Consider the following 13,933-nt stretch of genomic DNA (forward strand, 5'->3'; position numbering starts at 1 on the left):
TGCTGTTGAAAACTAGCCTGATGGCTAAGTTGGGCACATGCTAACGTGAGAAAACTGAATGGAAACTTAACTAAGCATTTGTTTTTACTTGATTAATTGTAATAAAGTGTCGGCAAATGTAAAGAAAAAGTTGGCCGAAACTTGCGTCTCTAAACCAACTTTTAGTGAAAAAATAAAGCTTGTCAGTACCTTATAAAGCAAACTCGCTTATAATTCTATAAACCTCATTAATGTTATCTCCTGCTTTAAAGTCTTTACTGATTGGCGTTGGATCTGAACCAACCCAAATTTTTAGTTCAGCATCAAGGTCAAAATGCCCAGCACTCTCTTTACTAAACTTAGTAATTTTTGAGTAAGCAATACTCAGCATTTCAACTTTAGAACCAGTAACGCCTTGTTTATCAATAATAATTAATCTTTTATTGGTAAAGATGAACATATCACGAATGACTTTATAGGCTTTTTGTACTGTTTCACCATCAATCAGGGTATTAGCAAGCAGCTCTTCTAAATCATCGTTATCGACTTCACTTGCGTTACCCATTAATCCACTTAATAGACCCATAACTAGCTCTCCTTATGAAAAATTTGGTTTTCGAGTGTGTGACCATTCACCAGTTGACGATACTGCCAACCTTGTTGATAACAAAAGTGTAGAAGATTGATATCAAAAGGCTCAGCGGTTTTTTCAAACTCGATCACATATTCTTTTGCTTGGCTCATATAAACATGATGTACATGGGCAAGGCCAGCAAGCTTTGCTTCTACATCATCATATTGTTGATTTAACTGCAGCGTAATAAAGTGTTTATTATCCTGCGTGCTAGAACGGGCTTGATGCTCACTTAACACCCCTTTATCGAGGTGTAAAACCTGAGAGCATAAACGCTCAAGCTCAGTTAAGTCATGGGAGCTTAAAATAAATGTTGCTTCGTTACTTAAAGAACTTACCAGCTCCCTTACCTCACGAGCATGAATTGGATCAAGGCCTGCAGTTGCTTCATCAAGCATCACTATTTCAGGTGAACCAATTAATGCCTGTGCAATCGTCACTCGCTTACGCATACCATGAGAAAGGTCATCCGGTCGCTGCTTAGCCACTTCTGACAAACCAACGAGCTCTAAAACACGAGCCGTTTCTTTTTTACGAACCGCACCACTGAGCCCTTGTAATTGACCATAAAAGTTAAGTTGATGCGCAATACTAAAACGAGGATCAAGCTGGGCATCTTGCGGTAACGCGGTTAGCTTACCGAATAACGCCGCATTACCTGGGGTATGCCCCATTACCGATAGCTTTCCTGAGCTTGGTAAAATATAGCCACATAACAAACTGAATAACGTTGTTTTACCCGCACCATTAGGACCAACTAGCGCTACCGGTGCCCCTTTGTTTATCTCAAAGCTGACGTTATCGAGCGCTCGTTTAGCCCCGTAGTTTTTTGACAAGCCTTGTGCTTGAATTAAAACGGTCATAATGAGCTCCTCGCAAAAATTCGTTCACCAGCAACCAGTAGCACAGCCGTTTGTAAAACTGGTAAACCAAGTGCCAATGTGACACCAGCACGCTGACCTGCCATTAAATCAAGTTGATAGCCCGGAAATATGTAATTTAAAACCTCAAATGCAGGCCATTGCCATGTTAGTAAGCCAATCACAATATTACCGCCAGCAAAGAACAAAATAGCCAATACAAATGCAAGGCGCGATGAACGGGCAAATGTATTCAAAAAGCTCATCAACGCAATAAATGGCATAACCGCAACAAGCAAATAAAATAACAACATAAAGCTTCGCGATAAGCCAGAAAGCAGCAAACTTGGCTCACGATAGCCAAGCATTGCAACCGTTGCCAACAAGGTAACAAACAACAATGCTGCTAAAATGAGTAGCTGCCCTAAAAAGCGGCCAATAATAATTTCTGAACGAGTCGCTCTAAGTGATAAAAAGCGTAACGTACCTCGCTGTCTATCGCCCACTGTTTGGTCACTACATAAAAACAAACAGAAGCTTGGGAAACTAAATAAAGCAATCAGCCAATAAACAGCAAGTTCAGATTCAGGCCAATCAAGTAATTTACTGATGCCAATGGCGCCAAATGCTTGTCTTGCAAAGTCGGCAAAATCAGGTGAGCTTATCAAGGTCACAGATTGGGCAATGGGATAGCGTAAAATAAGTAGCCAACAAATGGCAAAAGCGGCAACCGCCAACAAACCACGTTTGGTTAGAAATAGTCGTACTAGCTCAAATTGGGCAATTTGTGCAAGACGTTTAGGATGTAACTGCGTCACTCATAATCCTTAATGAATTTTATTATTAGAATTACACTAAGTTGAAACAGCTTGAATTACCAGAAAAAAAAGACCCGACAAGCGGGTCTTATGTAACAAAGTATAAACTTTTAACCTAGAGGTGGCTTTCGTACACTGCAAGCGCTTGGTCAAGGTCGGCTAGTAAATCAGCCACATCTTCAAGACCAATGTGTAGCCTTATTACCGGACCTTGCGACCAACCTGTTTCAGAGCGAAGCCCTTTCATGCTCAGGTTTGCTGTGACTAAACTCTCATAACCACCCCAAGAAAAGCCCATTTTAAAATGGTGCAAGCTATCTAAAAACGCATCAATCGCTTGTTGATTTCCCTGCTTCATTACAAATGAAAATAAGCCGTTACTGCCATCAAAGTCTCGCTTAAAGAACTCATGACCCGGGCACGTTGCAAAAGCAGGATGGCGAATATGATCAACCAATGGGTGTGTTTCAAGCCATTTAGCTACTTCGATGGCGGCTTGTTCATGCTGTTTTAAACGCACAGCCATAGTACGCAGACCACGTAGCGCTAAATAAGCATCATCAGCAGAGGTACATTGCCCAAGTAGGTATGAATTTTCGCGAAGGGTTGGCCAATACTTTTTATTGGCAACCGCCACCCCCATCATCACATCTGAGTGACCAACGATATATTTTGTCGCTGCTTGAATACTAATATCTACGCCATGCTCAAGCGGTCTAAAATGCAGACCATTCCCCCAGGTGTTATCTAGCATGGTCATTACACCGCGCTCATTTGCCTTTGCAACCATGGCTGGCACATCTTGCACTTCCATGGTGATTGAGCCAGGTGATTCTAAAAACAATACGCGAGTGTTATCTTTAATAAGCTCACTAATCCCTGCACCAATTCCCGGCGGGTAATAAGTTGTTTCAATTCCTAATCCAGCCAGTATTTTGTCGCAAAAATCACGGGTCGGCTCGTAAGCGGTATCCACCATTAAAATATGATCGCCCGCTTTCACAAACGAGAGTAGCGCATTGCTTATTGCAGCCGCACCTGATGGATATAGCGCACAGCCTTCGCCACCTTCAAGTTCAGCAATGGCTTCTTGCAAAGCAAAGTGTGTCGTCGTACCGCGACGGCCATAAAATAACGTTTTGTCGCCTCGCTTCTTCGCCGCTGCTTTTAAATCAGCCACTGAATCGAATACTACCGTTGATGCACGTTGCACCACAGGGTTCACAACCCCTTGTGTGTACGCTTTTTTACGCCCTGCAGAGACGATTTGGGTATTTTTATTTGTCTTTGTCATAATTTGTCCAAGCTGTGCTTTACAGGTTGCGCCAGTGCTCAACCAAAAATCGAGAAATAGAATCTTGTCGGGTTAGTTTAAGATGACTGCCCTGCTCATGCCATTGGCCGAATTCATTAAGTTCAGCACGGCTAAACCATCTTGCATCGTCTAACTCGTCTTTATCTACCTGAATATCTTCTGAAACCGCTGTGGCCATAAAGCCAAACATAATTGATGATGGAAATGGCCAAGGCTGTGAAGCGATATATTGAATATCTGTCACCGCAACACCGGCTTCTTCCATAACTTCGCGGGCAACGGCCTGCTCTAGTGTTTCACCTGGGTCTACAAAACCAGCAAGAGTTGAAAAAACACCTTCAGGCCAGCTTGCTTGACGGCCTAACAAGCAGCGCTCAACCCCATCTGAAAAGGTTTTAGTAACTATCATAATCACCGCAGGATCGGTTCGCGGAAAGGTTTGATGCTGGCAAGTTTGGTTCTCACATAATCGTGAATGCCCAGCTTCAACCATATTATTTTCATGACCACAACGGCCACAAAACCGGTGCGTTGCGTGCCAAAAACACAAGCCCCTTGCCAGTGCGGCAATCGAACCTTGTTTTAACTCAACTTGTGGGCCTAACTTGCGAATATCTACAAATTCAGCGCCATTAAGCATAGGCTCAATAAGTGAGTCTGGAACATGGCTGACGTCTAAAGCAAAATGAGCCACATCATCGTCGTCTAAACCCAATAAAATGCTTTTTGATAAGTCGAGATGATCCACTTGAGATAAGCGTAAATAACACACTTCAGGACTGTCTTTAACAAATAAACTTTGATTGTTATTGACCAATAACCAGCGACTCTGAGAATTCATTTGAGCCTTTAACCACTTTGGATCTTTACGACGATTTGATGCACGATCCAATGGCATTTGAGAGTAATTCAGCATGGCATTCCTTGAAAATAGTTTACTCGCTAAAACTACCATAAGCGGATGATAAACCCAATTTATTACAGGCATAAAAAAAGCCCAAACTGGGCTTTTTTATTCTCTCTCACAATTTTACAAGGTCGCTAGGTGCGCTTGTAGTTTTTGGTTCTCAGCTTCAATATGCTGATAGAACTCTAAATCTTCTAATTGACTCGCTGCAGCTTTATCAATGATGATCACCGCATCTTTATGAAGTTGCAGAGCTGAAGCTGGGCATTTAGCCATTAACGGGCCTTCTACCATGGCATGAACGGCATCAGCTTTACTTGCACCGGTTGCTAAAAGCACTACTTTTTTGGCTTCTAAAATAGTGCCAATACCCATAGTGATTGATAAATGCGGTTGATACTCACCCTCAGCAAAAAATCGCGCATTGTCTTCAATTGTCGCTTTGGTCAGTGTTTTAACACGGGTGCGTGATGTCAAACCAGATGAAGGTTCGTTAAAGCCAATATGACCATTACGGCCAATACCAAGTAGTTGTACGTCAACACCACCAGCCGCTGTGATTTTTTGCTCATATTCATTACAAGCAACAAGCGGGTTTACTGCATCACCCGGCGGTACATGGGTGTTTTGTTTATCGATATCAACATGGTTAAATAGCTGTTCATTCATAAAGTAACGATAACTTTGTGGATGCTCGCCAGTTAAACCTAAGTATTCATCTAAGTTAAATGTTGTCGCTTGGCTAAACGAAATATCGCCAGCTTTATTTTTTTCGATCAGTTGTTGATACAAAGCAACAGGTGTTGACCCTGTGGCAAGACCAAGTACTGAGGCTGGTTTTTTTAGTAATTGTTTCGCAAAGATGTTGGCACCATACGCTGCAACTTGGGCTGCATCATCAAGAATCACTATTTGCATATCGATTAGCTCTAATTATAAGTTGGAAAAAAATGGGACCTAAAACCCAACCCCACGTGCAATCGAGCTGGGTTTTAGATCAAACCACTGCCAGGATACGATGCAGTAGCTATAACCATTATGACAACGCTGTCATTATCACTTCTAGTTTTATCTTTGTAAAGTAAAAGTGAATAAAAAATTACTCTTTTTGTTAGTGTCTAATAATTATTAAACACTAACAAAGATCTTACGGCGATACATCCAATGCAATACCAGCATTTGTACTGCTAATAATGCAATTACCGCCATCAGGGGTTGCCATGCCTCTGGCACAGCTCGAACCACCCCACCAAATACGCTTTGGCTGACATAGCCCCAATTCACAAGACTTGACGCTAAGTAAATAATAATAGAGTTTGCACCTATGATCACAAAAGGATACGCGGCGCGTTGCCCTGGCAGAATATCCACCAGTGCATAAAAAACGGCGAGCAATATGGCACTCCAGCCAACGGTTACAAGCACAAATGAGCTAGTCCAAAGCTCTTTATTTACTGGGAACTGTAAATCCCATAACCAACCTAAACACACACTTACCACACCTGCGGCGAACAATAAGGCGGTCATTTTCCACTCGCCAATTTGCTGAGCACGAGCCACTAGTTGACCTGCAAACACACCCATTAATGCATTAACTATCGCTGGGATATTCGACAATACACCTTCTGGGTCTACCACACGGTTTTGATAACTAATCCCCGGTAGTAAGTGTGCATCAAACCATGCATTCCAACTTCCTGCTGCTGAAAGGTCGCCAGCACTGCCACCCGGCACTGGAACAAAACAAAGTAGTAGCCAATAACCCACTAAAATAGCTGCTGCGGTAATAATTTGTGTTCGTAAACTGGTATGCCAAACCAACATTGCACAGAAGAACCACGCAATAGCGATGCGGCCAAGCACACTGGCATAACGAATTTCATCCAACGCCATTGGCATCCCTGTGCCCCAGCCGTGGTTATACAAAATACCTAATAAACACAATAGTAAAAGACGTTTACCCGCCTTACGGTAATACACTTTGCGCTCATCAAACGGTAAATGGTCAATGCGTTTCGGGGCTAACCCCATCGCCACACCCGATAAGAATATAAACAATGGGAAAATCAGATCGTAAAATGTGAAGCCATGCCAAACGCTGTGCACGGTGTGTGCTTCAAAAACTTTCCAGCCAGTCCAGCCAGTTAAAACGAAGAGCGCTGCGAATAGTGACTGTCCGCCTAATATCCAAAACATATCCATGCCGCGCAGTGCATCCAGCGATGCCAAACGTTTTCTTGTTGGTTGTGTTGTTGTCATTGTATTACCTTAAATAGAAAAAGCCCCGCGATACAACGGCGGGGTTTTTACCAGGGAAGCTTGTTATAGCGCTTTTCCAGCAATAAAGGTGGCTTGTACATTTTGCTGTGCGTCTAACACCACAAAGTCAGCGTCGAACCCGCTCAGTAAGCGACCTTTTTTATGTAAACCTAAATATTGTGCAGGATAAAGTGATGCCATACGTAAGCTCTCAGCAAGGCTAACATCCAATGTGTTCACTGTGTTGCGCACCGCACTTGCCATATCAAGTACGCTGCCTGCTAATTCACCGGTCGTTGAATTTAATCTATCGCCAGTACGAATAACTTTACGACCATCAAAGAAATCAAACTCCATATCGTCAGTCCCTACAGGTGGCATTGCATCTGTAACTAACATAATTTTTCCGCGCTGTTTACTGCGAATTGCTAATTTTGCTGATGATGGGTGTACATGGTGACCATCAACAATTAAGCCGCACCAGCTGTTATCATCCCAAAGTGCAGCACCTACAACACCCGGCTCTCGTGATGTAAATGCTGACATAGCATTAAATAAGTGGGTAAAACCATCAGCCCCTGCCGCAAGTGCTGCATTGGTGGTCGCAAAGTCTGCATTGGTGTGGCCAATTGATACTTTTACACCACACTCAACCAAGCGCGCGATATCATCAGCACTGACATTCTCAGGTGCTAGGGTTACCATTTTAATGCCTAGATCTTGGCGGGCATAAATCGCAAATTCTTGCTCTGTAATAGGTCGAATAAATTGCTCGCTGTGGGTGCCTTTTTTAGGTAATGAAAGGTGTGGCCCCTCGAAGTGCACACCCATTACGCCAGGAACACCTTCAGCAATTGCTTGTGCAGTGGCATCGGCCGCTTTTGCCATGACTTCGACTTGGTCGGTAATCAGCGTGGGCATAATCGCTGTTGAACCAAACTGACCATGTGCTTTGGCTATTCTATCTAAGCAATCTGGCGTTTGTTCAGCGTTAAAAAACGCCCCGCCACCGCCATTCACTTGTACATCAATAAAACCGGGTGCCACTAAACCCGTTAATGCAACGGCATTAGCATTTGCTTCAACACGCTTAAACACACCATTGTCGACGCTAAAATACACATCAGATAAAAATTCGTCACCGGTAAACAATGATCTTGCATGATAAATCGTCATTACAAACTTACCTCTTGGTTTTGTTCAAGCACAGATTGCTGAGCAAAATACACAGCGCCCATTTCCGGTGGTTGAATAGGAGATTCAACGCGTTTCGCAATATCCTCTGCAAGCCACTTATTTAATGGCTCAGCTAAGCCACCAATCATAGATAAACGTGGTGGGTTATTCTCTAATAAACGCTGAGCTAATTTACTAACGTAATCAGCACCCTCTTTAACAATCGAAACAGCAACTTTGTCATTGTTATTGGCGGCTTCAAATACATAGCGGGCTAATTTGGCAAAACTACTCGAAGGCTGACCAGACATTTTCTCAACAATCGCCATCGCATTGTCAGCTGCAAAATGCTCGGTGATCACGTTAGTCAGATTTGTTACTTCACCTAGGCCATCAAGGTCTAACAAGGTTGCTTTTATTGCTTCAAGACCCATCCAGGCACCACTGCCTTTATCGCCTAGAGCAAAGCCATGACCGCCAAAGTTAGTTGTGCGACCATTTACACAAGAAAAACCACAAGAGCCAGTGCCTGTGATGATAACCGCACCATCACTCCCTTCATGGGCGCCGATACAGGCTGTATGTAAGTCAGTGGTGAGGAACATTTGTTTAAATGGATGCTCCCATTCCATAATCTTGTCGTACAAGCTTGGTAGGTTTACGCCTGCTAAACCTAAGCCGGCATAAAGCTGATGAACGGTTTCAAGCGGTAAACCCGCATCACGAAGTGCTAATTGTGTTGAGACCATAATTGATTCGAGAGTACGTTCCAAACCATGTAATGGATTTGCAGGACCACCTAGGCCAGTTCCTAATACACCTTGTTTAACAGAGTAGATAGTTGCTCGACATTTCGTTCCGCCACCATCGATACCAATAAACAATTGGTCCTCATTCACACTCTTCGCCATCATTTAACGACCCCTAGCCTTCGTTTAGTTTTTGTCTAAATCGCATTATTTTTCTTATCAGAATGCGAAATCATCTCAACCTTTGTTGATTTAATGTTACACAACAAATGACAGCGTTGTCATTATATTTTTTATAAAAATTCGTATAACTTTCATATTTATTTTTAATTTATTGAATTAAAACGCTTTATTTAACAGACAAGAAAATTAGAAACCACATCAACAATGTCCTATAACACCTTTATTTATGCTTTTTTGCATAATTTAGTGCGTTGTGCGTGACTATTCCTTTATTTATCATCAAGTGTAGCTAATGTTAGCTTAGCCGAAATAATACTTTAGTTAAACATTTTATTTTTATAGGAATATTTTTTTACCTTGATAGTAGCAGTGAATCATCAATACAATGAAATTCAGCAGCAGCTTGCTTTAAAACATCAGCGGTAAGGTGCTCTGCCCCATAGACATCACACGGTAGCTGATACTTATTTGCTAAGTGACCAAGTAATAATGCAAAATCACCATCACCCGAAAGTAATACCATTTTATCAAGCTGCTTGGCATGTTCTAGCATGTCAATGGTAATGCCAACATCCCAATCCCCTTTCGCACTGCCATCTTTGCGCTGAATAAAAGGTTTCAGTTTTACCTCAAAGCCAATTGCGCGCAAAATATTTTGAAACTGCGATTGCTTTTCATCCCCACGGTAAATTGCATACGCAATGGCGCAATCGATTTGGTAGCGTTCGCTCATTTGCGCCCAAAAGGCATTGTAGTCAAAATTTTTCTTGTAGCTTTCTCTACAGGTGTAATAAATGTTTTGTACATCTACAAAGATACCGACTCTTGGCTTATCAACTACTGACATAATTTTTCTGTTTTTAGTGATTTGTGTTCACTGTAGCATATCTAGGTTGATATTTACGAAAAAGTAACCTAAATTGGTTACATAAAATAAAGTAACCAAATTTGGTTACTTATCGCGATGTAACTAAATTAAGTTACTTAATCTAAGGGATCATAATGATTGCGGTGATCAGCGGTGATTTAATTAAATCACAAAAAATTCCACAACAAGAATACGACGCCATGCTTTATCAGCTCGATCAAAGCTTACGCTTTGTTGCTAAGCGCTTTAACGCAAGCTTTACCATTTACCGTGGCGATGCATTGCAATTACAGCTAACAGAGCCTGAGCTTGTATGTCATGCAGCCATCTTGTTGTATTTGCAAATGAAGGCAGCCAATTATGAGCTGCGACAAAGCTTGGCTATTGGCTCACTCGACAACCCACGCGCCGATATAAAAACAGCCACAGGCAGTGCTTATACCTTATCAGGCCGTGGTTTAGATAACATGAGCCAGCAACGCTTAGTGTTTAATATTGAAAATAACCCCCTTGAAGAAGGCTTTGCGCTTAATATTGCGCTTGTCGAAGTCCTGCTTGAAAAAATGAGTCAAAAGCAGGCTAATGCCCTGTTTTATTATTTAACCGCCGAGAACAATAGCCATGCAGAGCTTGCCAAAGAGCTTAATACTAGCCGAGAGAATGTCACTAAGTTACTCAACCTAGCCCATTATCAACTTATCGAGCGCTTTATAAATTACAGCCAAACCACACTCAAAGGATTGTTATGACCAGTTTTGCTCTATTACTCACCGCGTTAGTACTAGGTCACTTACTTGCTGACTTTTATTGGCAGCCAATGAGCTGGGTACACGACAGAAACAACCGTCACTTTCGTGCCAGTAAGCTCTATTTGCACGTATTGACACATGGTGTGACCTCTTTAGCTGTACTCACACTGTGGGAATACACATACGGCTGGCAAGAGTTCTCTCGTGTATTGTTAGCAGCTGGTGCGATTATGCTAAGCCACTATGTCATTGACTTGGCAAAGTCATACTCAAATAAAGGCGTAGTGCCGTTTTTACTCGACCAATTGGCACATCTTGTTGTGATTGTAATGCTGAGCGTTTGGCTTAGTGATAAGAATGAATTTTATAGCTTAGCGTGGCAGAAGCTGATTGCCCTCGAAACCTTGTTTGTTATTGCAGCTTATTTATTGGTGCTCAACCCAAGCTCTGTGTTTATTCGCATGATGCTGGAGAAAATCAATATTCAGATAAACAATGAAGGCAGTATTCCTGCTGCGGGGCATTTTATAGGCTTGCTCGAGCGAGTGTTAATGTTGAGCTTTATTTTGCTAGGTGAATACGGCGGCGTGGGCTTTCTGCTAGCGGCCAAGTCGATCTTTCGATTTGGTGATTTAAAAGAAAGTAGCGAAAAACAACTCACTGAATATGTCATGCTGGGCACTTTGTTAAGTGTCACCGTAACACTCTTTATTGGTGTCGCCACCTTATATTGCATTAAACTCGTTTAATCGCTTAGAAAAACAAAAACGCGCAATTGCGCGTTTTTTGTTTTTACTGTTATTAACTATCCGCAGCGGGTTTACGTCTTGGGCGAGATGGTCCCGATACACGCTGACGATTACCCGCAGGTTTATTACCTGCTGGTTTAGTGTTATTCGATTTATTCCCGTTGTTAGCGCCTTTTTGGTTTTGGCCCTGCTCTTTACCCTTACCCTGCCACTTACCTTGTGAAGGACGCTTTTGCGATTTAGGTTTTGGCTTTTGTGCAGGTTTTGCTGCACCTTGACCATCTTGAGCTGGTGCTTTTGGCTTTTTCGGTTTCTTTGGCTTTTTCGGCTTGATTGGACGCGTATCTAGCGGCTTTTCAGCAACCGGTTTGCTTGGCTCAAAACCTGCTTCTGTTGCACGCGGAATAAGCTCACCAATAAAGCGCTCAATACCATATAAATCGTCGGCATCATCTACTGTTACAAACGAAATAGCATGACCCGATGCACCCGCTCGGCCTGTACGGCCAATACGGTGTACGTAATCTTCATAAATATTCGGTAAATCGTAGTTAACAACGTGAGGCAGCTCAACAATATCTAGACCACGGGCAACAATATCGGTTGCAACTAATACGTGCACTTCACCGGATTTAAAACCTTCGAGTGCCTTAACGCGAGCGCCTTGCGATTTATTACCGTGAATGGCAGCACCCACAATATCATCGCGTTCAAGCTGCTTAACTAAACGGTTTGCACCATGCTTGGTACGGCAAAATACTAATACTTGTTGCCAATTATTGGTACGGATCAAATGGCTAAGTAATGCTGTTTTACGTGATTTATCTACCGCATATACAGATTGAGCAACCGTTTTAGCTGTGGTGTTTTTTGCCGCGACTGAAATTTCAACGGGGTCGTTAATGAGCCCTTTTGCTAGTTCACGAATTTCATCTGAGAAAGTCGCTGAGAACATCAAGTTTTGACGTTTAGCAGGCAATTTAGCAATGATACGTTTGATGTCATGTATAAAGCCCATATCAAGCATACGGTCGGCTTCATCAAGGATCAGCACTTCTAAATCATCAAACTTAACAGCATTTTGATTGTGTAGGTCTAATAAACGACCAGGTGTGGCAACTAAAATATCAACACCTTTACGAAGGCGCATCATTTGCGGATTAATTTTAACGCCGCCATAAACAACAAATGAGCTAACATTTGAATGTTTAGCGTATTGCTCAACATTTTCGCTTACTTGTAAAGCCAGCTCACGGGTTGGTGCCAATACTAATGCGCGTACTTTGTTGCCACCCGCTTTAGGGCCTTTTGACAAACGCTCAATTAACGGCAGCGTAAAACCTGCTGTTTTACCTGTGCCAGTTTGCGCTGCGGCCATAACATCGCGGCCTTCAATGATCGCAGGGATAGCTTGTGATTGAATAGGCGTTGGTGCTTCATAGCCCTTTTCTAAAACTGCATTTACTAAAGCTGGTGATAAACCTAACCCATCAAAACTCATACTATCTCTCTTTAAAAAATTCAGCCGATACGGCGAAGTGCGCGCATTATACCTAGGATAGTCAATAATGCATGGAATTATTTGCAAACTAACACTTAATGCTGAGCTTAGCAGACAAATTTAAGACATAAAAAAAGCGGCTCAAATGCCGCTTTATTCTTATAACCTATCTTTACTTAACACCAAGTTCGCGTAAACGCTCTTGTAAGTAGCTGTCTGCTGTGTAACGCTCAGAAAGCACAACATCAGGACGCGGGTGTAAGAATAATGGTAACGAAATACGTGATTTCGTTGACGCTTTGCCCGTTGGGTTGATCACGCGGTGAATCGTTGATGGGAAGTAACCACCTGACGCTTCTTGTAACATGTCACCAATATTGATGATCAGGTTACCAAAATCACATGGTACGTCTAACCAACCACCATCTGTTTTTTGTACTTGTAAACCTGGCTCATTTGCCGCAGGTAATACAGTTAGTAAGTTAATATCGCCATGCGCTGCTGCACGGATTGCACCTGGCTCTTCATCACCTGTCATTGGAGGGTAATGCAGAATACGCAGGAGTGTTTGCTCAGAGTTAGCAATCATATCTTTAAGGTCGATAGAGAACTTAGCACGCACTTCTTCTGGAGCTTCAGCTTGAACCCAGCTTAATAATGTTGCTGCAAACTCATTCGCTAAACGGTAGTACTCACGGATTTCTTCTTCTAGCTGTGCTGGAACACGGCCTTTTGGATAAACGTGGTAATACTCTTTAATATCTTTAACGGTAAAGCCTTTTGCAACTTCTGACACTGATGGTGGGAAGTAACCATCTTGTGTTTCTTTTGAAAATAAAAACTCGTGCTTTTGCTCAGAATTAAAGAATTCTTGCCAATTTTTGTAAATAGACTCAACTAATGACTGAGGGATTGGGTGATTTTTTAATACACCGAAACCTGTGTTTCTTAGTGACTCAACAAATTGAGCGGCCGCATCGCTCGCTTTATAATCAACGGTAGGTAAATGTTGCATTTGTCTTTTCCAGTGAATAAGGTTCTAGAAGTCTGTGCTAAGCATAGCATTTCTTCATTATAGCGCTTCGCGAGGATAGAGAAACACAGGCAAAAACATAAGGACTTATGTCCGCCCCACCTTGCTTAGCTCCTTAACTTTGATACAGATCAACTAACCCCTTAAGTAGTA

The 13,933-nt window shown here is 42.3% G+C and carries 14 protein-coding genes; 2 read left to right on the top strand and 12 right to left on the bottom strand.

Annotated elements, in window-relative coordinates:
- Positions 1-190: 190 nt before the first annotated feature.
- From AN213_RS00675 to AN213_RS00720, 10 genes are all read right to left on the bottom strand, one after another.
- Positions 191-565: a PH domain-containing protein gene (locus tag AN213_RS00675; protein WP_054561750.1), complete on the bottom strand. Its 375-nt coding sequence runs from the start codon at positions 563-565 to the stop codon at positions 191-193.
- Positions 566-567: 2 nt separating this feature from the next.
- On the bottom strand, positions 568-1,476 hold the full coding sequence (locus tag AN213_RS00680; protein WP_055021539.1) for an ABC transporter ATP-binding protein: 909 nt from the start codon (positions 1,474-1,476) through the stop codon (positions 568-570).
- Positions 1,473-2,291 (bottom strand): ABC transporter permease, encoded by an 819-nt coding sequence (locus AN213_RS00685; RefSeq protein ID WP_054561752.1) that lies wholly within the window; start codon positions 2,289-2,291, stop codon positions 1,473-1,475. Before AN213_RS00685 ends, AN213_RS00680 begins: the two co-directional genes overlap by 4 nt.
- 115 nt (positions 2,292-2,406) lie before the next feature.
- Positions 2,407-3,585 carry a cystathionine beta-lyase gene (locus tag AN213_RS00690; RefSeq protein WP_055196837.1) on the bottom strand — a complete coding sequence of 393 codons (1,179 nt, stop codon included), beginning with the start codon at positions 3,583-3,585 and terminating at the stop codon, positions 2,407-2,409.
- A 19-nt stretch (positions 3,586-3,604) separates the two neighbouring features.
- Positions 3,605-4,522 carry an NAD(+) diphosphatase gene (nudC, locus tag AN213_RS00695; protein WP_055196839.1) on the bottom strand — a complete coding sequence of 306 codons (918 nt, stop codon included), beginning with the start codon at positions 4,520-4,522 and terminating at the stop codon, positions 3,605-3,607.
- A 114-nt stretch (positions 4,523-4,636) separates the two neighbouring features.
- Positions 4,637-5,431 carry a glucosamine-6-phosphate deaminase gene (gene nagB, locus AN213_RS00700; protein WP_054561755.1) on the bottom strand — a complete coding sequence of 265 codons (795 nt, stop codon included), beginning with the start codon at positions 5,429-5,431 and terminating at the stop codon, positions 4,637-4,639.
- Positions 5,432-5,641: 210 nt separating this feature from the next.
- Positions 5,642-6,772 (bottom strand): transmembrane glucosamine N-acetyltransferase NagX, encoded by a 1,131-nt coding sequence (gene nagX, locus AN213_RS00705; protein WP_054561756.1) that lies wholly within the window; start codon positions 6,770-6,772, stop codon positions 5,642-5,644.
- Between the two features lie 63 nt (positions 6,773-6,835).
- Positions 6,836-7,948: an N-acetylglucosamine-6-phosphate deacetylase gene (nagA, locus tag AN213_RS00710; RefSeq protein WP_055196841.1), complete on the bottom strand. Its 1,113-nt coding sequence runs from the start codon at positions 7,946-7,948 to the stop codon at positions 6,836-6,838.
- Positions 7,948-8,862, bottom strand: a complete 915-nt coding sequence (gene nagK, locus AN213_RS00715) for an N-acetylglucosamine kinase (RefSeq protein ID WP_055196842.1) — start codon at positions 8,860-8,862, stop codon at positions 7,948-7,950. The genes nagA and nagK overlap by 1 nt, the downstream gene beginning before the upstream one ends.
- Positions 8,863-9,232: 370 nt before the next feature.
- On the bottom strand, positions 9,233-9,727 hold the full coding sequence (locus AN213_RS00720; RefSeq protein ID WP_054561759.1) for an NYN domain-containing protein: 495 nt from the start codon (positions 9,725-9,727) through the stop codon (positions 9,233-9,235).
- Between the two features lie 155 nt (positions 9,728-9,882).
- Between AN213_RS00720 and AN213_RS00725 the strand changes: the two genes are divergently transcribed.
- Both AN213_RS00725 and AN213_RS00730 read left to right on the top strand, forming a co-directional pair.
- On the top strand, positions 9,883-10,497 hold the full coding sequence (locus AN213_RS00725; RefSeq protein WP_054561760.1) for a hypothetical protein: 615 nt from the start codon (positions 9,883-9,885) through the stop codon (positions 10,495-10,497).
- Positions 10,494-11,246, top strand: coding sequence for a DUF3307 domain-containing protein (locus AN213_RS00730; RefSeq protein WP_054561761.1), 753 nt, complete (start codon positions 10,494-10,496; stop codon positions 11,244-11,246). The genes AN213_RS00725 and AN213_RS00730 overlap by 4 nt, the downstream gene beginning before the upstream one ends.
- Before the next feature lie 52 nt (positions 11,247-11,298).
- Here the strand turns inward: AN213_RS00730 and AN213_RS00735 are convergent, their stop codons facing one another.
- Complete coding sequence (locus tag AN213_RS00735) at positions 11,299-12,747, bottom strand: DEAD/DEAH box helicase (protein WP_055196844.1); 1,449 nt, start codon at positions 12,745-12,747, stop codon at positions 11,299-11,301.
- A 172-nt stretch (positions 12,748-12,919) separates the two neighbouring features.
- Positions 12,920-13,762, bottom strand: a complete 843-nt coding sequence (locus AN213_RS00740) for an isopenicillin N synthase family oxygenase (RefSeq protein WP_054551580.1) — start codon at positions 13,760-13,762, stop codon at positions 12,920-12,922.
- Positions 13,763-13,933: the final 171 nt, after the last annotated feature.

Origin of the sequence: Pseudoalteromonas sp. P1-8, from assembly GCF_001399985.1 — a bacterium.
Taxonomy (GTDB): Bacteria; Pseudomonadota; Gammaproteobacteria; order Enterobacterales; family Alteromonadaceae; genus Pseudoalteromonas.

What these genes read in the sequence shown, in the direction of transcription:
- AN213_RS00720 (WP_054561759.1), bottom strand. Translation starts at nt 9,727, where the DNA reads ATGTCAGTAGTTGATAAGCCAAGAGTCGGTATCTTTGTAGATGTACAA.
- nagX (WP_054561756.1), bottom strand. Translation starts at nt 6,772, where the DNA reads ATGACAACAACACAACCAACAAGAAAACGTTTGGCATCGCTGGATGCA.
- nagA (WP_055196841.1), bottom strand. Translation starts at nt 7,948, where the DNA reads ATGACGATTTATCATGCAAGATCATTGTTTACCGGTGACGAATTTTTA.
- AN213_RS00680 (WP_055021539.1), bottom strand. Translation starts at nt 1,476, where the DNA reads ATGACCGTTTTAATTCAAGCACAAGGCTTGTCAAAAAACTACGGGGCT.
- AN213_RS00675 (WP_054561750.1), bottom strand. Translation starts at nt 565, where the DNA reads ATGGGTCTATTAAGTGGATTAATGGGTAACGCAAGTGAAGTCGATAAC.
- nagK (WP_055196842.1), bottom strand. Translation starts at nt 8,862, where the DNA reads ATGATGGCGAAGAGTGTGAATGAGGACCAATTGTTTATTGGTATCGAT.
- AN213_RS00725 (WP_054561760.1), top strand. Translation starts at nt 9,883, where the DNA reads ATGATTGCGGTGATCAGCGGTGATTTAATTAAATCACAAAAAATTCCA.
- AN213_RS00730 (WP_054561761.1), top strand. Translation starts at nt 10,494, where the DNA reads ATGACCAGTTTTGCTCTATTACTCACCGCGTTAGTACTAGGTCACTTA.
- nagB (WP_054561755.1), bottom strand. Translation starts at nt 5,431, where the DNA reads ATGCAAATAGTGATTCTTGATGATGCAGCCCAAGTTGCAGCGTATGGT.
- nudC (WP_055196839.1), bottom strand. Translation starts at nt 4,522, where the DNA reads ATGCTGAATTACTCTCAAATGCCATTGGATCGTGCATCAAATCGTCGT.
- AN213_RS00735 (WP_055196844.1), bottom strand. Translation starts at nt 12,747, where the DNA reads ATGAGTTTTGATGGGTTAGGTTTATCACCAGCTTTAGTAAATGCAGTT.
- AN213_RS00690 (WP_055196837.1), bottom strand. Translation starts at nt 3,585, where the DNA reads ATGACAAAGACAAATAAAAATACCCAAATCGTCTCTGCAGGGCGTAAA.
- AN213_RS00740 (WP_054551580.1), bottom strand. Translation starts at nt 13,762, where the DNA reads ATGCAACATTTACCTACCGTTGATTATAAAGCGAGCGATGCGGCCGCT.